23 protein-coding genes are annotated in these 22794 nt (G+C 63.4%); 11 read left to right on the forward strand and 12 right to left on the reverse strand.

Features of this window, described 5'->3' with window-relative positions; translation table 11 throughout:
• Positions 1-3: 3 nt before the first annotated feature.
• From ACFQ95_RS01300 to ACFQ95_RS01310, 3 genes are read left to right on the forward strand one after another with little or no spacing between them, the layout of a single operon-like run.
• Positions 4-1002: a 2-hydroxyacid dehydrogenase gene (locus ACFQ95_RS01300; RefSeq protein ID WP_422828977.1), complete on the forward strand. Its 999-nt coding sequence runs from the start codon at positions 4-6 to the stop codon at positions 1000-1002.
• The gene (rmuC, locus tag ACFQ95_RS01305; RefSeq protein WP_422828978.1) at positions 999-2402 is read left to right on the forward strand and encodes a DNA recombination protein RmuC; all 1404 of its coding nucleotides are present in this window, start codon (positions 999-1001) and stop codon (positions 2400-2402) included. The genes ACFQ95_RS01300 and rmuC overlap by 4 nt, the downstream gene beginning before the upstream one ends.
• Complete coding sequence (locus tag ACFQ95_RS01310; RefSeq protein ID WP_422828979.1) at positions 2399-3577, forward strand: MFS transporter; 1179 nt, start codon at positions 2399-2401, stop codon at positions 3575-3577. The genes rmuC and ACFQ95_RS01310 overlap by 4 nt, the downstream gene beginning before the upstream one ends.
• Before the next feature lie 24 nt (positions 3578-3601).
• Here ACFQ95_RS01310 and ACFQ95_RS01315 read toward each other — a convergent pair whose 3' ends face one another.
• The gene (locus tag ACFQ95_RS01315) at positions 3602-4147 is read right to left on the reverse strand and encodes a DUF4256 domain-containing protein (protein ID WP_422828980.1); all 546 of its coding nucleotides are present in this window, start codon (positions 4145-4147) and stop codon (positions 3602-3604) included.
• A gap of 166 nt (positions 4148-4313) precedes the next feature.
• Here ACFQ95_RS01315 and ACFQ95_RS01320 point away from each other — a divergent pair, with 166 nt between their 5' ends.
• From ACFQ95_RS01320 to ACFQ95_RS01330, 3 genes are all read left to right on the forward strand, one after another.
• Complete coding sequence (locus tag ACFQ95_RS01320) at positions 4314-5417, forward strand: mandelate racemase/muconate lactonizing enzyme family protein (protein WP_422828981.1); 1104 nt, start codon at positions 4314-4316, stop codon at positions 5415-5417.
• 48 nt (positions 5418-5465) lie between these two features.
• The gene (gene xerD, locus ACFQ95_RS01325) at positions 5466-6380 is read left to right on the forward strand and encodes a site-specific tyrosine recombinase XerD (RefSeq protein ID WP_422828982.1); all 915 of its coding nucleotides are present in this window, start codon (positions 5466-5468) and stop codon (positions 6378-6380) included.
• Between the two features lie 90 nt (positions 6381-6470).
• Positions 6471-7469 (forward strand): Bug family tripartite tricarboxylate transporter substrate binding protein, encoded by a 999-nt coding sequence (locus tag ACFQ95_RS01330; protein WP_422828983.1) that lies wholly within the window; start codon positions 6471-6473, stop codon positions 7467-7469.
• Between the two features lie 41 nt (positions 7470-7510).
• Here ACFQ95_RS01330 and ACFQ95_RS01335 read toward each other — a convergent pair whose 3' ends face one another.
• The 3 genes from ACFQ95_RS01335 to ACFQ95_RS01345 all read right to left on the reverse strand — a co-directional run bounded on the left by ACFQ95_RS01335 (position 7511) and on the right by ACFQ95_RS01345 (position 11155).
• Entirely contained in the window at positions 7511-8785 is a 1275-nt protein-coding gene (locus ACFQ95_RS01335) for an EAL and HDOD domain-containing protein (RefSeq protein ID WP_422828984.1), read from the reverse strand.
• Between the two features lie 163 nt (positions 8786-8948).
• Positions 8949-10232 carry an EAL and HDOD domain-containing protein gene (locus ACFQ95_RS01340; protein ID WP_422828985.1) on the reverse strand — a complete coding sequence of 428 codons (1284 nt, stop codon included), beginning with the start codon at positions 10230-10232 and terminating at the stop codon, positions 8949-8951.
• Positions 10233-10348: 116 nt separating this feature from the next.
• A complete protein-coding gene (locus tag ACFQ95_RS01345; RefSeq protein WP_422828986.1) occupies positions 10349-11155 on the reverse strand; it encodes a ferritin-like domain-containing protein in 807 nt (268 codons plus the stop codon).
• A 56-nt stretch (positions 11156-11211) separates the two neighbouring features.
• Between ACFQ95_RS01345 and ACFQ95_RS01350 the strand changes: the two genes are divergently transcribed.
• A complete protein-coding gene (locus tag ACFQ95_RS01350; protein WP_422828987.1) occupies positions 11212-11736 on the forward strand; it encodes a gamma carbonic anhydrase family protein in 525 nt (174 codons plus the stop codon).
• Between the two features lie 8 nt (positions 11737-11744).
• Here ACFQ95_RS01350 and ACFQ95_RS01355 read toward each other — a convergent pair whose 3' ends face one another.
• On the reverse strand, positions 11745-12095 hold the full coding sequence (locus tag ACFQ95_RS01355; RefSeq protein WP_422828988.1) for a GlpM family protein: 351 nt from the start codon (positions 12093-12095) through the stop codon (positions 11745-11747).
• A 176-nt stretch (positions 12096-12271) separates the two neighbouring features.
• On the opposite strand from ACFQ95_RS01355, the gene ACFQ95_RS01360 reads away from it, so the two are divergent.
• The 4 genes from ACFQ95_RS01360 to ACFQ95_RS01375 all read left to right on the forward strand — a co-directional run bounded on the left by ACFQ95_RS01360 (position 12272) and on the right by ACFQ95_RS01375 (position 16665).
• On the forward strand, positions 12272-13255 hold the full coding sequence (locus tag ACFQ95_RS01360) for an Hsp33 family molecular chaperone HslO (protein WP_422828989.1): 984 nt from the start codon (positions 12272-12274) through the stop codon (positions 13253-13255).
• Between the two features lie 247 nt (positions 13256-13502).
• Positions 13503-15137, forward strand: coding sequence for an FAD-dependent oxidoreductase (locus ACFQ95_RS01365; RefSeq protein WP_422828990.1), 1635 nt, complete (start codon positions 13503-13505; stop codon positions 15135-15137).
• 9 nt (positions 15138-15146) lie between these two features.
• Positions 15147-15515 (forward strand): 4Fe-4S dicluster domain-containing protein, encoded by a 369-nt coding sequence (locus tag ACFQ95_RS01370; RefSeq protein ID WP_422828991.1) that lies wholly within the window; start codon positions 15147-15149, stop codon positions 15513-15515.
• 37 nt (positions 15516-15552) lie between these two features.
• Positions 15553-16665, forward strand: coding sequence for an LLM class flavin-dependent oxidoreductase (locus ACFQ95_RS01375; protein WP_422828992.1), 1113 nt, complete (start codon positions 15553-15555; stop codon positions 16663-16665).
• Here the strand turns inward: ACFQ95_RS01375 and ACFQ95_RS01380 are convergent.
• The 7 genes from ACFQ95_RS01380 to ACFQ95_RS01410 form a co-directional block, all read right to left on the reverse strand.
• Complete coding sequence (locus ACFQ95_RS01380) at positions 16662-17360, reverse strand: AAA family ATPase (RefSeq protein WP_422828993.1); 699 nt, start codon at positions 17358-17360, stop codon at positions 16662-16664. The two genes, ACFQ95_RS01375 and ACFQ95_RS01380, sit on opposite strands and share 4 nt — an antisense overlap.
• Positions 17357-17998, reverse strand: a complete 642-nt coding sequence (gene pnuC / locus ACFQ95_RS01385) for a nicotinamide riboside transporter PnuC (RefSeq protein WP_422828994.1) — start codon at positions 17996-17998, stop codon at positions 17357-17359. The genes ACFQ95_RS01380 and pnuC overlap by 4 nt, the downstream gene beginning before the upstream one ends.
• A 143-nt stretch (positions 17999-18141) precedes the next feature.
• A complete protein-coding gene (locus ACFQ95_RS01390; RefSeq protein ID WP_422828995.1) occupies positions 18142-18420 on the reverse strand; it encodes a septum formation initiator family protein in 279 nt (92 codons plus the stop codon).
• 110 nt (positions 18421-18530) lie between these two features.
• Entirely contained in the window at positions 18531-19814 is a 1284-nt protein-coding gene (gene eno, locus ACFQ95_RS01395) for a phosphopyruvate hydratase (RefSeq protein ID WP_422828996.1), read from the reverse strand.
• Positions 19815-19867: 53 nt separating this feature from the next.
• The gene (locus tag ACFQ95_RS01400; RefSeq protein WP_422828997.1) at positions 19868-20173 is read right to left on the reverse strand and encodes a DUF1330 domain-containing protein; all 306 of its coding nucleotides are present in this window, start codon (positions 20171-20173) and stop codon (positions 19868-19870) included.
• A 47-nt stretch (positions 20174-20220) separates the two neighbouring features.
• Positions 20221-21075 carry a 3-deoxy-8-phosphooctulonate synthase gene (gene kdsA, locus ACFQ95_RS01405; protein ID WP_422828998.1) on the reverse strand — a complete coding sequence of 285 codons (855 nt, stop codon included), beginning with the start codon at positions 21073-21075 and terminating at the stop codon, positions 20221-20223.
• Entirely contained in the window at positions 21072-22751 is a 1680-nt protein-coding gene (locus ACFQ95_RS01410) for a CTP synthase (protein WP_422828999.1), read from the reverse strand. Before ACFQ95_RS01410 ends, kdsA begins: the two co-directional genes overlap by 4 nt.
• Between the last annotated feature and the right edge of the window lie 43 nt (positions 22752-22794).

Consider the following 22794-nt stretch of genomic DNA (forward strand, 5'->3'; position numbering starts at 1 on the left):
CCCATGCCCAAGCCAAAGATCCTGGTGGCCCGCGCCATCTTCCCTGAAGTCATTGCGCGACTCGAAAAACATTTCGAGGTAGACAGCAACCAAGCCGACAAGCTGTTGGGCAAGCCCGAGTTGATCGCACGTTTGCAGGGCAAAGTGGGTGTTTTCACCACGGGCAGCGAACGTATCGATGCCGACGTGCTGGCCGCTTGCCCGGACCTCAAGATCTGCGCCAACATGGCCGTGGGTTACAACAACTTCGACGTGGCCGCCATGAGCGCCGCTGGTGTGCTGGCCACCAACGCCCCCGACGTGTTGACCGAAACCACCGCCGACTTCGGCTTCGCCCTGCTGATGGCCACGGCCCGCCGCGTCACCGAGAGCGAGCACTACCTGCGTGCAGGCCAGTGGACCAAGTGGAGTTTCGACATGTTTGCCGGCTCCGACATCCATGGCAGCACCTTGGGCATCATAGGTATGGGCCGCATTGGCCAGGGCATTGCCAAGCGTGGCGCGCACGGCTTTGGCATGAACGTGATCTACCACAACCGCTCCAAGCTTGATGCCTCGCTAGAAGCCGCTTGCAAAGCCCGCTACGTGGGCAAGGAAGAGTTGCTGCGTACGGCCGACCACGTGGTCCTGGTGGTGCCGTATTCCGCCGCCTCGCACCACACCATTGGTGCGGCGGAGTTGGCGCTGATGAAACCCACGGCCAACCTCATCAACATTGCACGCGGCGGCATTGTGGACGACGCGGCCCTCGCCGTGGCGCTGCGCGAGCGGCGCATCGCTGCAGCCGGGCTGGACGTGTTTGAAGGTGAGCCCAAGGTGCACCCGGACCTGCTCACCGTGCCCAACGTGGTGCTCACGCCGCACATCGCCAGCGCCACCGTGCCCACGCGCCTGGCCATGGCCAACCTCGCCTCTGACAACCTGATCGGCTATCTGGAGCAAAACAAGCCGGTGACGCCTTTGAACGCTGCGGAGCTAGCTGCAAAAAACCTAGCTAAATGACCGAAATCCCGTTGTGGTTGGTGTTGGCAGTAGGCTGTTTGAACCTGCTGGTGTTGCTGATCGTCTGGCTGCGCCAAGGTGATGGCGCTGCGGCCGGGGCCGAGATGGCGCGCCTGGCAGGCTTGCTGCAAAACATCCACCAGAACGTGACCACGGGTCATGAGCGCCTGGAACGCCTGGAGCGAGAGTTGCGCCGCGAGATGAGCGAAACCGCAAGGGCCGCGCGGCAGGAGCAAAGCACCAGCCTGGCGACGTTCCAGCAGTCGCTGGTGCAGCAGAACGCCGAGTTTGTGCGCACGCAGAACGCACAGCTCGATGCGTTCTCGCAGCAACTCACGCTGCTGCAAAAAACCTTGGGCGATACCCTTACCACACAGATCCAGGGCTTGAGTGAGTCCAACGCACGCCGTCTGAGCGAAGTGCGTGCCACGCTGGAGACCCAGCTGGCGCAACTGCAGCAGAGCAATGCCACCAAGCTCGACGAGATGCGCCAGACGGTGGACGAAAAACTGCAGAACACGCTTGAAGCCCGCCTTGGCGAAAGCTTTAAGCAGGTGGCCGAACGTCTGGAGCAAGTGCACAAGGGCCTGGGCGAAATGCAGACCCTGGCACAAGGTGTGGGCGACTTGCAACGTGTGCTCACCAACGTCAAGACACGTGGCATGTTTGGCGAAGTGCAGCTGGAGGCGCTGCTCGAACAAGTGCTCACGCCCGAGCAATACGGCCGCCAGATCGAGACCAAACCGCGCAGCAACCAACGTGTCGACTTCGCGGTGCGTTTTCCGGGGCGCAAGGGCGAAAGTGAGCCGGTCTGGCTGCCGATCGACGCCAAGTTCCCGCGCGACGACTACGAACGCCTGCTGGCTGCGCACGACCGCGCCGATGTGGCGGGCGTGGAAGCCGCCGCAAAGGCCTTGCACACACGCATCATGGCCGAGGCCAAGTCGATCTCGGAGAGTTACCTCGCACCGCCGCATACCACCGATTTCGCGATTCTCTTTCTGCCGATTGAAAGCCTTTACGCCGAAGTGCTGCGCCGCCCCGGCTTGATGGACAGCCTGCAACGCAACTACCGTGTCACCTTGGCGGGGCCAACCACCTTGCTGGCCATGCTCAACAGCCTGCACATGGGCTTTCGCACCCTGGCGCTGGAGCAACAAGCTTCGGACGTGTGGAAGGTGCTGGGTGCGGTCAAGACCGAGTTCGAGCGCTACGGTGAATGGGTGGCGCGCATGCGTGAGCAAATGCAAAAAGCCACAGACACCCTCGACAAGGCCGACACCCGAACGCGCCAGATGCGCCGCGCGCTCAAGGTGGTGGAAGCACTGCCCGAGGCTGATGCACAACAACTGCTGCCGAACCTCAACGCGGCAGACGATAGCGAAGAGTTGCTGCCTTGAACGCCGCCTTCGCCCGCCTCATCGCCGCGCAGATCTGTCTGCACGCATGTATGACGGGTGTGCGGTTGGCTGCGCCTTTGCTGGCCCTGCGTGAAGGTTATAGCGCGCTGGCCGTGGGTTTCCTGCTGGCGCTGTTTGCTTTGACACAGGTGTTCCTGGCCTTGCCCGCGGGGCGTTATGCGGACCGCCATGGTTTGCGTCGCCCGGTGTTCATCAGCGTGGCTCTGGCCGTGGTTGGTGCCGCACTCGGCGCGGTGTTTCCGGTCTATGGTGTGTTGTGTGTCAGCGCCTTGCTCACCGGCGGTGCTGCGGGCCTGGCGGTGATCTCGCTGCAGCGCCACGTGGGCCGTGCGGCCGAGGGCGCCACGCGCCTTAAACAGGTGTTCAGTTGGCTGGCCGTGGGGCCAGCGGTGTCGAACTTCATGGGCCCGTTTCTGGCGGGCTTGATGATCGATTTTGCGGGCAGTACGCCTAACGCCATCGCCGGGTACCGCTGGGCTTTTGCAGTGATGGCGACGCTGCCCTTGCTCACCTGGTGGTTGGTGCATAAGGTGAAAGAACTGCCGCCCCTGGAGGTGGCACCGAATGCCGTCAAAACCACCCCCTGGGATTTGCTCGCCGACCCGGTGTTACGCCGTCTGCTGCTGGTGAACTGGTTCTTGTCGTCATGCTGGGACGTGCATACCTTTGTGGTACCCATCATCGGTCATGAACGTGGGCTGTCGGCCTCAACCATAGGCACGATTCTGGGCGGCTTTGCCATTGCCGCCGCCTTGGTGCGCCTGGCCATGCCGCTGCTGGCCGAGCGCCTGCGCGAATGGGCGGTGATCTGTGGCGCGATGTGGGCGGCTGCGGTGTTGTTCACCGTTTACCCCTTGTTGTCCACGGCCTGGGCTATGGGTATCTGTTCCATCTTGCTTGGTTTGACGCTGGGCTCGGTACAGCCCATGGTGATGAGCACGCTGCACCAGATCACCCCGGCCCACCGCCATGGCGAAGCGCTGGGCCTGCGCCTGATGACCATCAACGCGTCCAGTGTGCTCATGCCCATGGTGTTTGGTGTGGCCAGCGCAGCAGTGGGTGTGGCGGGGCTGTTCTGGGCCACGGCAGCGCTGGTCGGCGGCGGTTCCCGCGCGGCCTGGTTGTTGAAGAATGTGAAGCTGACCTCGCATTGAGGGGCGGTTGTCGCCCACCTGGGCTCAGACCTTCAACGCCCCCCGAAACCCGCGCGCGGCGTAGTACGACTGCACGCCGTTGTGGTAGACGAAGACCTGGCCGTAGCGGCGGTCGCAAAACAGCGCTCCGCCGAGTTTGCGCATTTCCGGCGGTGTTGCCACCCAGCTCGAGGTCTTGGTGTCGAATTCGCCGAATGTCTGTAGTTCGCGGTATTGCGCTTCGCTGAGCAGTGTGACGCCCATGGCGGTGGCCAGGTCGATGGCGCTGCCCGCTGGTTTGTTTTCCTTGCGCGCGTGCAAGGCTTCGGCGTCGTAGCAAAGGCTTCTGCGCCCCTGCGGGCTTTCCGCAGCGCAGTCGCAGAAGAGCACTTCACCGCCCTTGGCGGCTGCGCCCAGCACGTCGGGTTCACCGCCGGTTTTTTCCATCTCTTGCAGCGATTGCAGCTTGCCCGGGCTGGCCAGCAGGCGGGCCTCGACATCGCTCCAGGCAAGGCCTTGATGGCGTTGCATGTTTTTCTCAAAGCGTGCTCTTAACAGCTTCAGCAGGCTTTCGCGTTCTTCGGCCTTCATGTTTCTTCGCCTTTTCGAGGGTGATGAGCACGCAGCAAGCGCTGCACTCTGTTGCACAGTTTGGACGATGTTAGCGAGGCCAGCAGTGGGTGGGTTTAATGCCATTCCCTAATGGGCACCGTGGGTGCTTGAACGTACATTTTCAGCATCCAAACCAGGCAGCAGCATGAAAATTCAGAAGATTGACATCATCGAGGCCGTGGTGCCGTTTGAAGACGGCGGCACGGGCATGGGTGTGACGCCCACACGCTGGCATACGCTCGAATTTGTCTTGGTGCGGCTGGAGACCGATAGCGGCATCGTTGGCTGGGGCGAGTGTTTTGCGTACTCCTGCCGTCAAGCCGTGGCGACGGCTGCACGCACCATGGTGGCGCCCTTGCTGCAAGGCCGGGACTTGCCCGCCACACCCGAAGAGTTGAGCCTGGAGCTGCAGCGCAAGCTGCACATCTTTGGGCGCTACGGCATCACCATGTTCGCCATCTCTGGGTTCGACATTGCGCTCTGGGACATCGCGGCCCAGGCGCAGGGCAAGCCCTTGAGCGCCATGTGGGGGCCCGCGCAGCGCACCGAGGTGTCGGCTTACGCCAGTCTCACGCGGTATGGCGATGTGGCGCTGGTCGACAAGTATTGCCGCCAGGCCATGGAGCAGGGCTACCGGCACGTCAAGCTGCACGAGGTCGACCCCGAGGTGATTCGCGCCGGGCGCCGGGCATGTGGGCCGGGGATTCACATGTCGGTCGATGTGAACTGCAGTTGGACCGAAGCCGGCGCATTGGAGCGGCTGCCGGTGCTGCAAGAGGCAGAGCTGGCGTGGGTGGAAGAGCCGGTGTTTCCGCCCGAGGCGATTGCCGCGCAGGCGAACATCAACCGCCGTTTCCCGGTGGGTGCTGGTGAAAATGCGTGCACGCGCCATGAGTTCGCGCGCATGCTGGAGGCCGGTGCGGTGGCCTACCCACAGCCCTCGGTGACCAAGGTCGGGGGCGTCACGGAGTTTTTGGCTGTGGTGCAGCTCGCGGGCCAGCATGGCCTCACACCCATGCCGCATTCGCCTTACTTCGGCCCCGGCTACTTCGCCACGCTGCATCTGCTGGCAGTGATTCCGGGTGCACCTTTGCCCGAACCCTTGTTCGAGCATTTGTACATTCAGCCGCATGCCGACTTGGCCTTGGGCGGTACACCGCTGCCACTGCAGGGCAAGGTGCAAATCCCCACCGCAGCGGGGCTGGGCTTTGCGCCCGACATGGCAGTGCTGGAGCGTTTTGTGGTGTGATCCTGTGTGCACTGGCGGTGTGGCCCGTGGCATGCGCTATCCTGCCGCATGCCATCGAAGATTGAGGCCAGCCTGGCCAGTATTGACCGCTTCATCGACGCCCTTTGGCTAGAAGAAGGCTTGTCGAAAAACACCCTGAGCGCCTACCGGCGCGACTTGAATCTATACGTGCGCTGGCTAGACCCCAAGGGCAAGTCGCTGGACCAAAGCGACGAGGGCGACCTGCAGGCCTATTTTGCCGCGCGCCACAGCGCCACCAAGGCCACCTCGGCCAACCGGCGGCTCACGGTGTTCAAACGCTACTTTCGCTGGGCCCTGCGTGAAGGAGTGCTGCAGGCCGACCCCACGCTGAAGATGAATCCGGCGCGCCAGGCTTTGCGTGTGCCCAAGACCTTGACCGAGCCGCAGGTCGAGGCACTGCTGAACGCGCCTGACGTGGGCAGCACTCTGGGCCTGCGCGACCGCGCCATGATTGAACTGATGTACGCCAGCGGCCTGCGTGTGAGCGAGCTGGTGCAAATCAAGACCTACCACCTGGGCTTGAGCGAGGGTGTGCTGCGCACTATGGGCAAGGGCAGCAAGGAGCGTCTGGTGCCGTTTGGTGATGTGGCGCGCGCCTGGCTGCAGCGCTACCTGGAACAGGGCCGGCCCGCACTGCTGGCCGGACGGCAGACCGACGACCTGTTCATCACCCACCGTGGCAGCAAGGCCGGCCGCGCCATGACACGCATGATGTTCTGGCTCATCGTGCGCAAATATGCGCTGCAGGCCGGCATTCATGTGGCCTTGTCACCGCACACCCTGCGTCACGCGTTTGCCACCCATTTGCTCAACCATGGCGCCGATTTGCGCGCCGTGCAAATGCTGCTGGGCCACGCCGACATTTCCACCACCACCATCTACACACACGTGGCGCGTGAGCGTTTGAAAGCTATCCACGCCGAGCACCATCCGCGCGGTTGAAGCGCTTGCAGGGGCATGCCGCGTCGCCGCTGTGCAGCGCCGCAGCATGACTGAAAATGTCTGCTCTTTTTGCTTTTTGGAATTCTTGCCATGTCTTTTTTGCCCACGTCTATTCGCCGCCGCCATTGGCTTGCCGCCGCTGCCGGAGCTGCCTTGACGACATTGCCGGGCCTGGGCCAAGCGCAAGCAGCCTGGCCATCACGCAACATCCGCATCATCGTGGCTTATCCACCGGGTGGTGTGAGCGACAACATCTCACGTGCCTTGGCCGACAAACTCAGCGCGCAGCTGGGCACGCCGGTGGTGGTGGAGAACCGTGCCGGCGCGGGCGGCAGCATTGGCATGGATGCCGTGGCCAAGGCCGCGCCCGACGGTTACACCCTGGGTTTTTCGTCCATCAGCCCGCTGGCGCTGAACCCGCATTTGGGCAAGCTGGCCTACGACCCGGCCAAAGACATTGCGCCCGTGGCGAGTGTGATGTATTCACCCGTGGTGCTGCTGGCCACCCCTGCGTTCCAGGGCAAGGACTTCAAGGATGTGGTGGCGCAATCGAAAGCCAAACCGGGCAGCGTGCGCTGGTCCACCTCGGGACTGGCCACGGTCGGGCACATCATGCTGGAGCAGATCCAGCACACCGCGGGGATTGAGCTGACCCACGTGCCGTACAAAGGCGCGGGGCAGCAGTTGACCGATGCGCTGAGCGGCCAGTTTGAATTGATCTCGACCAACCTCAGCGCGGCGCTGGTGCAGCACATCAAGTCGGGCAAGCTGCGGCCGCTGGCGGTGGGCGCCCCCGCGCGGGTGGAGGTGATGGCGCAGGTGCCGACCCTGGCCGAACTGGGTTTCGCTGCGGCCAATATGACGTCGTTGTTTGGCATTTTTGCGGCAGCCGCCACACCGGCACCGGTGCTGCAACGCCTGAATGCCGAGATCAACAAGGCCTTGGCGCTGCCCGACATGCGCGAGCGTTTGCTCGCGGCCGACAACGTGCCGACCGGCGGCAGTCAGGCTGACTTTGCCAAGCAGATTGCGCAGGAGTCGGCGAGCAATGCGAAGATCATCAAGGCGGCCAACATCAAGCTGGATTGACCGGGTGGCCAACGCTGCCGCACTGCGGCGGCGTGGCTTGCTCAGCCTTCGGCGGTGAGCGACTCGGCCCAGGCCAGGGCCTGCAAGTGCGCCCAGTTCACCTGTTTGTTCGACAGGTGCAGCGCATTGGCGGTGCGCGCAAACACTTCGTCGTTGCCGCTTTCGCAGGCCTCGGTGAGCTCCAGGAAAGGCGCAAACACGCCCTGGCGGTGCAGCAGGGCGTCGAGCACGGGTTGTGGCAGGGCCACCGATTCGAGGGCCTTCTCCAGCGGCACGCCCAGCATGGTGTCGAGCAGCGAGAACACACCCACCACAAAGGCGTTGTCGCATTCTTCGGGCGACAGCAACTCGGCCGCGAGCAACTCCATCAGGCGGCCACGCACCACGGCGGTTTGGCCCACGGCCTGGTCGGAGCCACTGTTGCGTGAGGTGGTCATGAGCAGTGCCGCCCAGCGGAACAGCTTCTTCAGCCCGAGGATCATCACCGCGTGGCGGAACGAGGTGATTTCGCAGCTCAGCCCAAAACCGGACGAGTTGATGAAACGCAGCAGGTTGAACGACAGCGCCGGGTCTTTTTTCAGCAGCTCTTCAATCTCGGCCGTGGTGGCTTGTTTGCGCACCAGGTTGATGAGTTGCAGTATGGTGGCCTGCGAAGGGCGGATCTGCTGCGCCTTCACCACCGAAGGTTTGGCAAACCAGTAGCCCTGGAACAGCTTGATGCCGTAGCTGGCGAGCAGTTTGTGCTGCTCGGCGGTTTCGACCTTCTCAGCGATGAGTTGCGCCGTGGTGTTGGCCTGCGCAAAACGCACAAAGGGCAGCACCATGTCGGGTTTCAGGGCCACCATGTCGAGCTTGACGAAGGACGCCAGCGCGCGCCACGAGGCATAGCCGCGTGTCAGCACGGTGTGGTTGAAGGCGAAGCGGAAACCGCGTTTGCGCAGTTCTTCCAGCAGCAGGGCACGCGCCTCAATCTCCTCGACGGCGCCGCCTATCACGGGGGGCACCTCCAGCACCACTTTGTCGGGATGCACCAGCTCCAGGTGGCCGCCGGCCAGGCTGTCCAGTGTGCAGTTGATGAACACCAGCTTTTTGCCCACCAGCGCTTCGGTATCCGAGAACGACAATGCGTTGAACAGCAGTGCCGCATCACTTTCGGCGGTGTGGGCGTCCACCGCCATGGAGCGGTCGAACAGCTCGTAGCCGAAAACACCACGGTTTTCGTCGACGATGGCCTGGCGGGCGATCACGGCATGGGTGCCTGATTCAGCCTCAAGGGACTGGCGCATCGAAGAAAGCTGGTCTGGGATGGTGGACATTGGCGAGGTGGTGCGGGTGGTGGCTCGATTCTAAAGAAGAACCAAAGTCACTCCACGGGGTTTGGTATCAGCGGGCAAATCGGCCAGCGGTCCGGGTGGTCTGCAGCCGACGCAGCGGCAGCCGTGCCGGCCGACGCGTCTACACAGGCGCCTGGGCGCAAACTTACTCCAATGGCAGGTTGTCGGCCCAGAGCAAGGCCTCCATATGGGCCATGTTGATCTGCTGGTTGTTCAGCCCCAGGGCATGTGCGGCGCTGGCAAAAGCGTGGTCGTCGGCGTTTTCGCAGGCCAGGGTCAGGCGCAGCATCTCGCCATAGGGGCCGGTTTGGTGCTCGATGGCGTTGATGATGTCGTCCGGCAGCGGCAGCAGATTCAAGGCCTGCGCCATAGGCACACGCAGGATCACGTCCAGCAGCGAGAACATGCCGACCACAAAGGCGGTGTCGCGCTCTTCCTGCGGCCGGTTGCCGGCCTCGGCCAACAGCTCCATCAGACGGCCGCGCACAATGGCCGTGGCCGACAAGGCCACACCTTGCGAGTCCGACAAGGCGGTACTGAGCAGCAACGCGGCCCAGCGGAACAGCCGCTTCATGCCCAGCAACATCACCGCCTGGCGGAACGAGGTGATTTCCTGGCGCATGCCGAAACCGGCAGAGTTGATCAAGCGCAGCAGGTTGAAGCCGAGCAGCGTGTCGCGCTTGAGCACGTCCTCGATCTCGTCGATGTCGGCATTGGTGCGCACCAGGTTGACCAACTGCAGGATGGTCGCCTGGCCGGGCGACATCACCTTGGCCATGATTTCGGTCGGCTTGGCAAACCAGTAGCCCTGGAACAGTTCGACGCCGTAGGAGGCCAGCGCCTTGAATTGCTCCTCGGTCTCGACCTTCTCGGCGACGATGCGTGCTTGCGGGGCGCGGCTCAGGGCCGCCGCCACCACCGCCTGCAGTTGGGTGGCGGGCAGGGCGGCGACGTTGAGTTTCACAAAGTCGGCCAGGTTTTGCCAGGAGCCATAAGCCGGCGCCAGCAGCACGTGGCTGAAGGCCAGGCGGAAACCGCGCGCGCGCAGCTCGTCCAGCGCCTGCGCGCGGCCCTGGATGTCGGCCTGTTCGTGGCCCTCGACCGAGCGCACCTCCAGCACGATTTGTTCGGCCGGAAGCAGGTCTAGGTGACCACCCGCCAGGGTTTCGTGGGTGCAGTTCACAAACACCGTGCGGTCGCCGAGCAGCGATTCGCTGGAGGCGTTGGTCAGGGCGCTGAACACCATGGCCATGTCGGTGGCAGCGGTGTGTACCGCGTCGATTACCGAGCGGTTGTAGAGTTCGTAGCCAAAAACGGTGCCGTTTTTATCGACGATGGGCTGGCGCGCCATCAGCGCATAGTGCGCGGCGGGGTCGGTGGCCGGATCTGCGGCCGGGTCGCGTGGGGAGCTGTCGCTGGGATGGGTCATGTCTGGATGTCTTGTGGGCGGCCTGCAATTGATTGTGAACAGGCTCTCGCACCAAATCTGCATTGCCTGGTGATTTTTTGGCCTGGCGTATTGTTACAGCGAACCTGGCTTGGCGGCTACTCCGTTAAATACGCCAGTTCCACGTCTGAAAAACCGGCCGCACGGCGCGCTTTGGCGTTGAACGGCGGGCGCAGCTTGGGCGCCTGGTAACGCGCCGTCAGCACGCCATAGTGCGCCACCGGCTCCAGACCGGCACGTTCGCAGCACCAGCGGTACCAATGGTTGCCAATGGCCACGTGGCCGACCTCTTCGCGCAGCACAGTGTCCAGGATGTCCACGGCGGCCAGCGCATCGGGCGTGGCCACGCGGCGCAGCTTGTCTTGTATCAGCGGTGTCGCGTCCAGGCCCCGGGCCTCCAGGGTGCGCGGCACCAGTGCCATGCGGGCGACGATGTCGTCGCTGGTTTTCTCGCACATGGTCCACAGGCCGTCGTGGGCCGGAAAGTCGCCATAGTCCCAGCGCACAGCGCCGTCGGTCAGCGTTTTCAGGTGGGCACGCAGCATGGAGAAATGTTTGGCCTCTTCGGCGGCCACGCGCAGCCAGTCGAGGTAGTAGGCCTCGGGCATACCGTCGAAACGCCAGATCGCGTCCAGTGCCAGATTGATGGCGTTGAACTCGATGTGCGCAATGCTGTGCACCAGCGCCGCGCGGCCTTCCAGCATGAAGAGGGAGCGCTGAGGTTTTTTGATGCGTTCGAACAGCACCGGCCGGCTCGGCCGGCCGGGCACCTCGGGTGGTGCTGGCCACACGCCGGGTGCTATTGAAAAAGAAGCTGCCTGCGCATACAGCGTGTGCGTGGCAGCCACTTTTTCTTCAGGGTCTATAAGGCACAGGGCGTGCAGGGCAGATTGGCGGAGATCCATCGCTATGATTGTAAAAAATCCCACGCATCGAAACCCGCAAACCCAGGAGATAGACCATGGCCATTTACGCACTTGACGGTACTGCCCCCCAAATCGCCCCCACCGCCTGGGTGGCCGACAGCGCCGAAGTGATGGGCACGGTCACGTTGGAGGAAGGCAGCAGCCTGTGGTTTGGCGTGGTGGCGCGAGGCGACAGCGACCACATCACCGTGGGCCGTGGCTCCAACGTGCAGGACCTGAGTGTGTTGCACGCCGACCATGGCGTGCCGCTGGTCATAGGCGAGAACGTCACCATAGGGCACAAGGTGATGCTGCACGGCTGCACCATTGGGGATGAATCCTTGATAGGCATTGGTGCCATCGTGCTCAACGGCGCCAAGATCGGCAAAAACTGCCTGGTGGGCGCGGGGGCGCTGGTCACCGAAGGCAAAGAGTTCCCCGATGGTTCCATGATCCTGGGCAGCCCCGCCAAGGTGGTGCGCCAACTCACGCCCGAGCAAATCGCCGGCCTGCGCCGCAGCGCCGAGCATTACCAGGAGAACGCGCGGCGGTTTCGGGCGGGCTTGAAGAAGATTGGCTGAACAGGCTCTTAACCGCCCGCGGGGTACACCTTGAACCACACCAGCAGCAAAAGCGCTGCCGCCGCCACCCAGGCGCCGGTGGCCACCAGCAGCGTGTGGGCCAGGCTCAGGCGCACGCTGAACCAATACACGGCGAACAGATAAACCGCGTAGGGCAGCAGCGACCACAGGCCGAACAGCGCCGTGGTGCGCAGCGCGGCGGCCGAGCGTTCGCTGCCGACGATGTAGTGGGCGATCAAGGCAAAGGTGGGGAACAGCGGCACCAGCCCGGCGATGAAGAAACTTTTCGATTTGGACAGCAGGGCGATCACCAGCACGGCGAGTGCACCCAGGGCGCATTTGAGAATCAGCGAAAACATGTGGAGGCGGGGCGGGGGTGGAAAGCCGAAATTCTAGGGGGCGGCTTGCGGCTATGGGCCGGGCGGGCTGCTCGCTGGCCGTGAAGTCCATACAATTCAGCCATTCCCCTATCTGAGGCTTGCGCGCCGCTGTTTCCACGCAGGCGCCGCAGACTATATCCACACGAGGACAACGCGTGTCTGAACTCCACAAATTCTTATTCGACGGCCTGCCTGTGCGCGGCTCCATCGTGCGCCTCACCGATGCCTGGCAAGAGGTTTTGCAACGCCGCGCCTCCAACACCACCATGACCGGTTACCCCGCGCCAGTGGTGGAATTGTTGGGCGAGATGACGGCGGCCGGCGTGCTGATGCAATCCAACATCAAGTTCGACGGCGCGCTGGTGTTGCAGGTGTTTGGCGACGGCCCGGTGAAGGTGGCCGTGGTCGAGGTGCAGCCGGACATGGCGTTTCGCACCACCGCCAGCGTGATGGGCGAGGTGCCAGCCGACGCCACGCTGAGCACCATGGTGAACCAGAACAACGAGGGCCGCTGCGCCATCACCCTAGACCCGAAAACCAAATTCCCCGGCCAGCAGGCTTACCAGGGCGTGGTGCCGCTGCATGGCGACAAGCGCGAAAAGCTGGAAAAGGTCAGCGACGTGCTGCAGCACTACATGCTGCAAAGCGAGCAGCTCGACACACTGCTGGTGCTGGCCGCCGATGACAAAACCGCTGCGGGCCTGCTGATCCAGCGCCTGCCCGCCAAGGGCGAGGGCAACCTCGCGGCCGGCGCCCAGGCCAACGAAGACGGCATAGGCATCAACGAAGACTACAACCGCATTGCCCACCTGGCCTCGACGCTGAAGCGCGAGGAGTTGTTGTCACTCGACGTCGACACGATTTTGCGCCGCCTCTTCTGGGAAGAGCAGGTGTTGATGTTCACGCCGCACATTGGCGCCACGGCCCCGCGTTTCCACTGCACCTGCAGCCGTGAGCGTGTGGGCGCAATGATCCAGTCGCTGGGGCGCGAAGAGGTGGAAAGCATCTTGGCGGAGCGCAAGGACGTGGAAGTCGGCTGCGAGTTCTGCGGCCAGATGTACTGGTTTGACGCGGTCGACGCGGCGCAGTTGTTTGTCGAGCCGGACGTCACCTTGCCCGGGCCGTCCTCGGTCCAGTGATGGCTTGATTGGCCGCGGCGCGTTATACGCGAGCCGTCCGGTAACCAGCTTCTTTTTCGAGGCTGCAGCAGACCGTCCTTTTTGATGGTGGCGTCCATATGTTTGGAATGCTTCTATCGAAGGACGGTTTTTTCATTTCCAGAGTGGATGGCATCCGCATAGGCTAAGGGCTCGTTTCGATCCACGAGATCCCATAGCCCATGACTTGCTTTTTGTTGCTTAACCCAGCCCCTGTGAGGCTGTTGCCGTGACCGCGCCCGACCTCGTCGCGCTGAAGACCGATGTGCTGGTGATTGGTGGTGGCATGGCCGGTGCCTGGGCGGCCATCGCGGCAGCCCGCGCGGGCGCTGCGGTGATTCTGGTGGACAAGGGTTACTGCGGCACCAGTGGGGTCACCGCCACCGCCGGGCCTGGCCACTGGTGGGTGCCGCCCGACCCGCCGGATGCACGACCCAACGCCATCGCCGCGCGCAACCTGGGCGCGGCCGGCCTGGGCGACCCGCAATGGATGGCCGCCGTCATCGACCTGACCTGGCGTGTGTTGCCCACCCTGGCCAGCCACTACCACTTTCCACGCAACGAGGCCGGTGTACTGCAGTACCGCGGCCTGCGCGGGCCGGAGTACATGCGTGCGCTGCGCAGCCTGGCCCTTGACCTGGGCGTGCGTATTCTGGACCACTGGCCTGCACTGGAACTGCTACGTGCCAGCGACGGCGTCATTGCTGGTGCGCGCGGCGTGCAACGCCAGCACGGCAACCGCCCCTGGCAGATCAGCGCCGGCGCGGTGCTGCTGGCCACCGGCGGCACCAGTTTCCGCTCACACCTGCTGGGGGCGCACAACAACACCGGCGACGGCTACCTGATGGGCGCTGAGGCCGGCGCCACGCTGTCGGGCATGGAGTTCACCGCCGCCTACACGGTGGCGCCCAAGCGCTCGAACATGACGCGCACCATGTCGTATGCCTACGCCAGCTACACCGATGCCGCCGGCCAGCCTCTGGACGTGCCGCCCGGCCCGGACAACAGCCGCGCGCTGGCGCGGGCGCTGCTGCAAGGCCCGGTGTTCTGCCGTTTTGACCGCATGCCCGACCAGGTGCGGCGCTGGTTGCCCAGCATCTCGCCGAATGTGATGCTGCCTTTTGACCGCTGGGGCATAGACCCCTGGCGCGACCGTTTCGAGATCACCCTGCACAACGACGGCACGATTCGCGGCACCGGTGGCCTGCGTGTGGCCGATGGCGACTGCGGCACGGGTGTGCCTGGCCTTTATGCCGCAGGGGATGCGGCCACGCGTGAACTGGTGGCCGGTGCCATCTCGGGCGGCGGCGCGCAGAACTCGGCCTGGGCGCTGTCCTCGGCGCACTGGGCAGCACGCGCTGCGGCCGACTTCGCACGCCAGCGTGGCCCCGTGGTAGGTGCTTTGCAGCCGCTGGGCCAGGCCGGTTTGCGTCCGGCGCGTGCTGTGTCCGCGTTCGACACACAGCAAGCGGTGAAGGCCATACAGGCGCAGATGCACCCTTACCAGCGCAACCTGTTCCGCACTGGCACGGGTCTGCAGGATTCGGCGCGGGTTCTGGAAGCGGTGTGGACTGAATTACGCGACCACGCCCACGATGGACATGACCCCCTGCGTTTGCGCGAGGCCGCCGCCATGGCCGCAAGCGCGCGTTGGTCGGTGGCCGCGGCGCTGCAGCGTCGCGAGAGCCGTGGCATGCACCAGCGCGATGACCTGCCTGCGAGCGACCCGGCACAGGCACACCGCCAGGAGGTCGGCGGGCTGGACTCCGTGTGGGTGCGGGCCGATGCCCAGCGGCCCCAGCCACCCCAGCCTGCTAGATCGCCCGTCATCGCGGAACCCGAACCACTCACCAGCGCTGCCTGACCCCCCGCCATGATTGAACTTGTCTTCTCCGACGCCTGCACGGCCTGTGGCGATTGCGTCACGGCCTGCCCCAGCAACGTCTTCGATACCGGCGCCGAAGGTGTACCTGTGATCGCCCGCCAGGCCGACTGCCAGACCTGCTTCATGTGTGAGCTGTTCTGCCAGGCCGATGCGCTGTTTGTGGCGCCCGATTGCACCGGCCCCACGCCGCTGGACCCCGCAGCCGTGCGCCAGGCCGGCCTGCTCGGCCAGTTCCGCCGCGACTCGGGCTGGCATGAATGGGAGGGTAGACGGGCCAACGAACACTGGCGTATGGACGAGGTGTTCCGCATGGCGCGCACGCTGCCTGCGAGCACCCCAGCCAGCCCAACAAATTAAACCTCTTCAGATCTTCACCTCTTCAAGGAATCGCTCCATGTCCCTGGAATTCATTGGCTACATCGGCACCCAGCACAGTTCTGAAATCATCGACGCACCACGCTCCGGCCTCGACCTGGCGCACGTGGAACAAGCGGCGCGCATCCACGAACAAGGCGGCTTTGACCGCGCGCTGGTGGCCTTTCATTCCACCTCGCCCGAAAGCATTCTGGTGGCGGCGCACGCGGCCTCGGTCACCCAGCGCCTGGGTTTTATGGTGGCGCACCGGCCGGGTTTCACACAGCCTACGCTGGCCGCACGCCAACTCGCCACGCTGGACGTGATCACCGGCGGCCGCTCGGCGGTGCACATCATCACCGGCGGCAACGAGGTCGAGATGCGCCAGGACGGCAGCTTCATCGACAAGGAAGAACGCTACGCGCGCAGCGACGAATACCTGCAAGTGCTGCGCAAGGTCTGGACCAGCACCCAGCCCTTTGACCACCAAGGCCGCTTCTACCGCTACGAGCAAGCCTTCTCGCATGTACGTTCGCCGCAGGCGCCGCATATTCCGGTGTATTTTGGTGGTTCGTCTGACGCCGCCATCGAGGTGGCTGGCCGTCACGCCGACGTCTACGCCTTATGGGGCGAAACCCATGAGCAGGTGCGCGAAACCGTGGCGCGGGTGCGCGCGGCTGCCGCCAAACACGGCCGCACGATACGCTTCAGCCTGTCGCTGCGTCCCATCCTGGCCGACACCGAAGCAGCGGCATGGGCACGTGCCGAGCACATTCTGGAACAGGCCCGTGCCTTGGCTGCGCGCAACGGCAAGCTGAACAAAGCCGCGCCGCTGAACGTAGGCTCGCAGCGCCTGCTGGCCGCCGCCGCCCAAGGCGACCGGCTCGACAAACGACTGTGGACCGGCATCGCCGGTTTGTTGGGCGCGCAAGGCAATTCGACCGCGCTGGTCGGCACGCCCGAACAAGTGGCCGACGCCTTGCTGGACTACCGCGACCTGGGCATCAGCACCTTCTTGATCCGTGGCTTCGAGCCGCTGGCCGATGCCCTGGCCTATGGGCGCGACCTGTTGCCATTGGTGCGCGCGCAGGCGCTGAGCCGGCCAGATTTGTCGAAGCGCCACGCGCCGGCGCCCGAGGGGGTTGCCGCCTAATCCGCCGTCAAGCTGGTGAACAGGCGGTGCTCACATTCCGGGTCGCTGCATTTGTCGCAGGTCCAGACCCAGTTTTTTGATTTCTTCAGGCCTTTTGTGCTGCTGGCGCTTGCTGTGTGGGTGGGAGTTGCTGCGAAGTTGATAGCGAAAAGGGCACTCTGCAGCCGCTCATCTCCGCTGCCGTAGACCACCTTGTAGGGAATTTCCCCTTTGGCCAATTGGCTGCGCAGCAAGGCGTCTATCGGTTCGCGCACATGGGCGCCGTCGCGCTGCAAGCCGTCTGCGACCCAGGGCAGGTCCAGACCGGTGACCAGGGTGTGGGTAAAGGTTTTTTGCTGCGCCAGCGCCAAGGGGTAGAGCGTGATGTCCTGGAACAGCCAGTCGCTGTAGACCGCGGTCATCAGCGCGGTGGTGTCGGCGATGACGTAGGCGGCACGTTCCGGATGCTCGGTTGGCTCGGTGGCCAGGCGTTCGGCGGCCTCCAGCACGTGCCGGGCCTGGGTTTCGGCAATCGCCAGCTGCTCGTCGGGGCGCGGCGTGCGGCCTTGGCGCTCGCACCATTCACGCAGCCATTCGGCGACCACGGCCACGCGGTGTCCACGTGTGCTCAAGGCTTGCGCCAAGGCAGCGGCAAGCGCGGTTTTGCCGGTGCTTTCGGTGCCCAGAAGGGCGACGCTGATGACGGTTTTTTTCACGCCTGTGTTTGACCTTTAAGCCGTGCCTGCCAGGCACGCCAGCCGGCCACACTCAGGGCGATGAACAAGCTGTAGAGCACGGCCGTGAGCCACAGGCCTTTATAGGCAAAAAGCCCCACGCTCACGGTGTTGACCGCCACCCACACCAGCCAGTTCTCCAGGTATTTGCGGCCCAGCAAAAACTGCCCGACCAGGCTCACAGCCGTGGGAAAGGCGTCCCACCAGGGCACATCGGTATTCGTGAAATTTTTAAGAATAAGGCCTGTGATGGGCCACAGAACAGCGCACGCTGCTATGGTTTTGATGATGCCATTGCGGGTTAGTCGCTGCACGTGCAGGTGCTGGCCATCGGCACTGTGGCCGCGCAGCCACTGCCACCAGCCCCAAAACGCCAGCACCACAAAAACGCCTTGCAGTGCCGCATCACCATACAAACGGTTGCGCCAGAAAAGCTCGCCATAAAGTAGCGAACTGGCAATTGCCAACGGCCAGCCCCAATGGATTTCGCGGATGTTGCAGCCGACCATCATCAGGGCCAGCAGTACGGCAAGCAATTCCAGCCAAGTCGTGGGAGCACCCCAAAGCGTAAACGCGCTCTGCTCGGCCAGCGCCCATAACCAATCCCAAACAGCGGTCATTTCAATACAGAGCGCGACAGGGCTTAACAGTCGTGAGGGTCTTCATCATGGGATGCCGCGGAACTGGCTCTGCCAGGCCGCAGGCATCGCCCCCTGCAAGGGGGTTGGCGCAGCGACACGCAGTGCGCGAAGACTGGGGGTGTTCACTTCGTGCTCACGTGAACGAAGATTTCGTTGGGTTTGACCATGCCGAGTTCGGTGCGGGCGCGGTCTTCGACCATTTCCAGGCCCTCTTTCAGGTCGCGCACCTCGGCCGTCAACCTGTCGTTGGCCAGTTGCGCTTTGGCATTCAGGGCTTTTTGCTCAGCCAGTTTGACGCGCATCTGGTTGACTTCGGGAATGCTGCCGCGGCCCAGCCAAAGCTGGGCATGCAGCACGGCCAGCAAGGCCAGCAGAACAGCGGGAACGAGGCGTGCGCCCATGGTGCAGGGTCAGGTTGGGCCAAGCCACAAAACAAAACCCCGACCCGCGCCCTTGTGCACAAGGGCCGCCGGGAGCCGGGGTGTTGTCAGCGGCATGGCCGAGCCAGCTTTCAGCGCAGGTTGTAGAACGCAGCGCGGCCAGGGTAGACGGCGATTTCGCCCAGGTCTTCCTCTATGCGCAGCAATTGGTTGTACTTGGCCATGCGGTCCGAACGGCTCAGGCTACCGGTCTTGATCTGGCCGGCGTTGGTGCCCACGGCGATATCGGCAATCGTCGAGTCTTCGGTTTCGCCCGAACGGTGGCTGATCACGGCGGTGTAGCCCGCGCGCTTGGCCATCTCAATGGCGGCAAAGGTTTCGGTCAGCGTGCCGATCTGGTTGATCTTGATCAGGATGGAGTTGGCGATGTTTTTCTCAATGCCTTCTTGCAGGATCTTGGTGTTGGTGACGAACAAGTCGTCGCCAACGATCTGCACCTTCTTGCCCAGGCGGTCGGTCAGCAGTTTCCAGCCGTCCCAGTCGCCTTCGGCCATGCCGTCTTCGATGCTGATGATGGGGTACTTGTCGCACCAGGTGGCCATCACGTTGATCCACTCTTCACCGGTCAGCACCAGGCCTTCACCTTCGAGGTGGTACTTGCCGTCCTTGTAGAACTCGGAGGCAGCGCAGTCCAGGCCCAGGGCGATCTGCTCGCCGGGCACGTAGCCTGCCGCGGTGATGGCGTCCAGAATCATCTGGATGGCGGCTTCGTGGTTGGCCACGTTGGGGGCAAAGCCACCTTCGTCGCCCACGGCGGTGCTGATGCCCTTGTCGTGCAGAATCTTCTTCAGCGCGTGGAACACTTCAGCGCCATAACGCAGCGCTTCGCGGAAGCTGGGTGCGCCCACGGGGATGATCATCAACTCTTGCAGGTCGAGGTTGTTGTTGGCGTGTTCGCCACCGTTCATGACGTTCATCATGGGCACGGGCATTTGCACCGCGCTCATGCCGCCGAAATAACGGTACAGCGGCAGGCCAGATTCTTCAGCTGCCGCGCGTGCCACGGCCATGGACACGGCCAACATCGCGTTGGCGCCCAGGCGGCCCTTGTTTTCGGTGCCGTCGAGGTCGATCAGGGTCTTGTCGAGGAAGGCTTGTTCCGAAGCGTCTAGGCCAAGCACGGCTTCGGAGATTTCGGTGTTGATGTTTTCCACGGCCTTGAGCACGCCCTTGCCCAGGTAACGTTTCTTGTCGCCGTCGCGCAGCTCAATGGCTTCACGCGAACCGGTGGAAGCACCCGAGGGCACAGCCGCACGGCCCATGACGCCGGATTCCAGCAACACGTCGCATTCGACGGTAGGGTTGCCACGCGAGTCGAGAACTTCGCGGCCGACGATATCCACAATTGCACTCATTTTTTTCCTTAAGGCTATAAAAATAATCTCAATCTTTGCGCGACGGTTGTGACTTACACAGGCGCGGCGACACCTTCGACCAACACCATGTTGAAGAACGTGGTGGCGCCTTCTCGTTTGGCGCGTGCGGCCCGGTATTGTTCGGCGTCGTAGAAATTTTTGGCGGCTTCATAACTGGGGAAGCGCAGCATCGCGATGCGGGCCGGTTCCCAGTCACCTTCCAGGGTCTCGAAGCGGCCCCCGCGCACCAGGTATTCACCACCCGCAGCGGCCACGGCCGCAGGGGCCTCGGCCATGTACTTCTTGTACTGCTCCATATCGGAGATCTGCATGTCAACAATCAGGTAGGCAGCGGGCATGGTGTGTCCTGAGGTGTACGCTAAAGGGGCCGAACGTTCGCCGGATTTCAGTTGAACGAATTTTCGAGGAAGCCGTTTTTCTTGGTGATCTGGTCGAGCCCGACCAGGGTCTCCAACAAGGCCTTCATGTGTTTCAAGGGCACGGCGTTGGGGCCGTCGCTCATGGCGACCGCAGGGTTGGGGTGGGTCTCCATGAACAGGCCCGCCACACCCACGGCCACTGCGGCGCGTGCCAGCACCGGCACCATCTCGCGCTGGCCGCCAGAGCTGGTGCCCTGGCCGCCGGGGAGCTGAACCGAGTGGGTTGCGTCAAACACCACCGGCGCACCGGTCTCGCGCATGATGGACAGGCTGCGCATGTCGCTGACCAGATTGTTGTAACCAAAACTCGCGCCGCGTTCGCAGGCCATGAAGTTGTCTTCGGGCAGGCCCTTCTCGCGCGCAGCGGCACGGGCCTTGTCGATCACGTTCTTCATGTCGCCAGGCGCCAGGAACTGGCCCTTCTTGATGTTCACCGGTTTGCCGCTTTGGGCGACAGCGCGGATGAAATCGGTCTGGCGGCACAGAAAGGCCGGGGTCTGCAATACATCGACCACGCTGGAGACGGCGGCCACCTGGGATTCGTCGTGGATGTCGGTCAATACCGGCAGGCCTAGCTCACGTTTCACCTTGGCCAGAATCTCCAGGCCTTTTTCAAGACCCGGGCCGCGGAAGGTGGTGCCGCTGGAGCGGTTGGCCTTGTCGAAGCTGCTCTTGAAGATGAACGGAATGCCCAGCGCCGAGGTGATTTCCTTCAGCGTGCCGGCGGTGTCCATCTGCAATTGCTCGGACTCGATGACACACGGGCCGGCAATCAGGAAGAAACGGTGCTCAAGACCGACGTCGAATCCGCAGAGTTTCATGCCGTCACGCTTTCTGTCTTGGCCGCCGTGGGCGCTGGTTTGTGCTGATCCACGGCCGCCTTCACAAAGGCGTTGAACAGTGGATGGCCGTCCCATGGGGTGGACTTGAACTCGGGGTGGAACTGCACACCGACAAACCAGGGGTGCACGGTCTTGGGCAATTCAACGATTTCGGTGAGCTGTTCGCGTTGCGTCAGCGCCGAGATCACCAGGCCGGCATCGCGCAGGCGGTCCAGATACTGCACGTTGGCTTCATAACGGTGGCGGTGACGCTCGGTCACCACGTCGCCGTAGATGCTGTGCGCCAGCGTGTCCTTGGCCACGTCGGAGCTTTGTGCGCCCAGGCGCATGGTGCCGCCGAGGTTGGAGTTCTCGTTGCGCGTCTTGATGGTGCCGTCGGCATCTTTCCACTCGGTGATAAGGGCGATGACGGGGTTTTCGCAGGTGGCGTCGAACTCGGTGCTGTTGGCGCCGGTCAGGCCGGCGACGTGGCGTGCGAATTCAATGGTCGCCACTTGCATGCCCAGGCAGATGCCCAGGTAGGGCAGCTTGTGTTCACGCGCAAAACGGGCGGCGCAGATTTTGCCTTCGACACCGCGCTTGCCAAAACCGCCGGGCACCAGCACGGCGTCGAACTGGTCGAGGCGCGAGACGGTTTGCGGGGTGATGGTTTCCGAGTCTATGTATTCGATCTTCACGCGCACATGGTTCTTCATGCCGGCGTGGCGCAAGGCTTCGTTGAGCGACTTGTAGCTGTCGGACAGATCGACATACTTGCCGACCATGGCGATGTTGACTTCGCCGCGCGGGTGCTCGGTCTCGTACACCAGGTCGTCCCAGCGCTTGAGGTTGGCAGGCGGTGTGTTCAGGCGCAGCTTGTCGCAGATCAGGCCGTCCAGGCCTTGCTCGTGCAACATGCGCGGCACCTTGTAGATGGTGTCCACGTCCCACATGGAGATCACACCCCACTCAGGCACGTTGGCGAACAGCGAGATCTTGGCGCGCTCTTCGTCGGGCACGGCACGGTCGGCACGGCACAGCAGGGCGTCGGCCTGAATGCCGATTTCGCGCAGTTGCTTGGCGGTGTGCTGGGTCGGCTTGGTCTTGAGTTCGCCGGCCGCAGCAATCCACGGCAGGTAGCTCAGGTGCACAAAGGCCGAGTTGTTCGGGCCGAGTTTCAGGCTCATCTGGCGCACCGCTTCAAGGAAGGGCAGCGACTCGATGTCGCCCACGGTGCCGCCGATTTCGACAATCGCCACGTCCACCGCATCGGGTTCGCCCACACGGGCGCCGCGCTTGACGAACTCCTGGATCTCGTTGGTGACGTGTGGGATCACCTGGACGGTTTTGCCCAGGTAGTCGCCGCGGCGCTCCTTGTCGAGCACACTTTTGTAGATTTGGCCGGTGGTGAAGTTGTTCGCACGGCGCATCTTCGATTCGATGAAGCGCTCGTAGTGGCCGAGGTCAAGGTCGGTTTCGGCGCCGTCGTCGGTCACAAAAACCTCGCCGTGTTGCAACGGCGACATCGTGCCCGGATCTACGTTCAAGTAGGGGTCGAGCTTGATTAAAGTGACTTTTAGGCCTCGCGATTCCAGTATCGCAGCGAGGGAGGCTGAGGCGATTCCCTTGCCCAGGGAAGACACCACACCGCCAGTGACGAAGACGAATTTGGTCATGTCGTGGTCGGGATTTGATCCCGGGGGAGGTGGTAAACGCAGA

It is taken from the genome of Variovorax sp. HJSM1_2 (assembly GCF_049316285.1).
Lineage (GTDB): Bacteria > Pseudomonadota > Gammaproteobacteria > Burkholderiales > Burkholderiaceae_C > Rhodoferax_B.

Excerpts from the sequence above, each read along its gene's own strand:
- ACFQ95_RS01320 (WP_422828981.1), top strand. The coding sequence starts at position 4,314 with ATGAAAATTCAGAAGATTGACATCATCGAGGCCGTGGTGCCGTTTGAA.
- eno (WP_422828996.1), bottom strand. The coding sequence starts at position 19,814 with ATGAGTGCAATTGTGGATATCGTCGGCCGCGAAGTTCTCGACTCGCGT.
- ACFQ95_RS01400 (WP_422828997.1), bottom strand. The coding sequence starts at position 20,173 with ATGCCCGCTGCCTACCTGATTGTTGACATGCAGATCTCCGATATGGAG.
- xerD (WP_422828982.1), top strand. The coding sequence starts at position 5,466 with ATGCCATCGAAGATTGAGGCCAGCCTGGCCAGTATTGACCGCTTCATC.
- ACFQ95_RS01370 (WP_422828991.1), top strand. The coding sequence starts at position 15,147 with ATGATTGAACTTGTCTTCTCCGACGCCTGCACGGCCTGTGGCGATTGC.
- ACFQ95_RS01345 (WP_422828986.1), bottom strand. The coding sequence starts at position 11,155 with ATGGATCTCCGCCAATCTGCCCTGCACGCCCTGTGCCTTATAGACCCT.
- ACFQ95_RS01315 (WP_422828980.1), bottom strand. The coding sequence starts at position 4,147 with ATGAAGGCCGAAGAACGCGAAAGCCTGCTGAAGCTGTTAAGAGCACGC.
- kdsA (WP_422828998.1), bottom strand. The coding sequence starts at position 21,075 with ATGAAACTCTGCGGATTCGACGTCGGTCTTGAGCACCGTTTCTTCCTG.
- ACFQ95_RS01335 (WP_422828984.1), bottom strand. The coding sequence starts at position 8,785 with ATGTCCACCATCCCAGACCAGCTTTCTTCGATGCGCCAGTCCCTTGAG.
- ACFQ95_RS01355 (WP_422828988.1), bottom strand. The coding sequence starts at position 12,095 with ATGTTTTCGCTGATTCTCAAATGCGCCCTGGGTGCACTCGCCGTGCTG.
- ACFQ95_RS01375 (WP_422828992.1), top strand. The coding sequence starts at position 15,553 with ATGTCCCTGGAATTCATTGGCTACATCGGCACCCAGCACAGTTCTGAA.
- ACFQ95_RS01350 (WP_422828987.1), top strand. The coding sequence starts at position 11,212 with ATGGCCATTTACGCACTTGACGGTACTGCCCCCCAAATCGCCCCCACC.
- ACFQ95_RS01300 (WP_422828977.1), top strand. The coding sequence starts at position 4 with ATGCCCAAGCCAAAGATCCTGGTGGCCCGCGCCATCTTCCCTGAAGTC.
- ACFQ95_RS01330 (WP_422828983.1), top strand. The coding sequence starts at position 6,471 with ATGTCTTTTTTGCCCACGTCTATTCGCCGCCGCCATTGGCTTGCCGCC.
- ACFQ95_RS01340 (WP_422828985.1), bottom strand. The coding sequence starts at position 10,232 with ATGACCCATCCCAGCGACAGCTCCCCACGCGACCCGGCCGCAGATCCG.
- ACFQ95_RS01390 (WP_422828995.1), bottom strand. The coding sequence starts at position 18,420 with ATGGGCGCACGCCTCGTTCCCGCTGTTCTGCTGGCCTTGCTGGCCGTG.
- ACFQ95_RS01410 (WP_422828999.1), bottom strand. The coding sequence starts at position 22,751 with ATGACCAAATTCGTCTTCGTCACTGGCGGTGTGGTGTCTTCCCTGGGC.
- rmuC (WP_422828978.1), top strand. The coding sequence starts at position 999 with ATGACCGAAATCCCGTTGTGGTTGGTGTTGGCAGTAGGCTGTTTGAAC.
- pnuC (WP_422828994.1), bottom strand. The coding sequence starts at position 17,998 with ATGACCGCTGTTTGGGATTGGTTATGGGCGCTGGCCGAGCAGAGCGCG.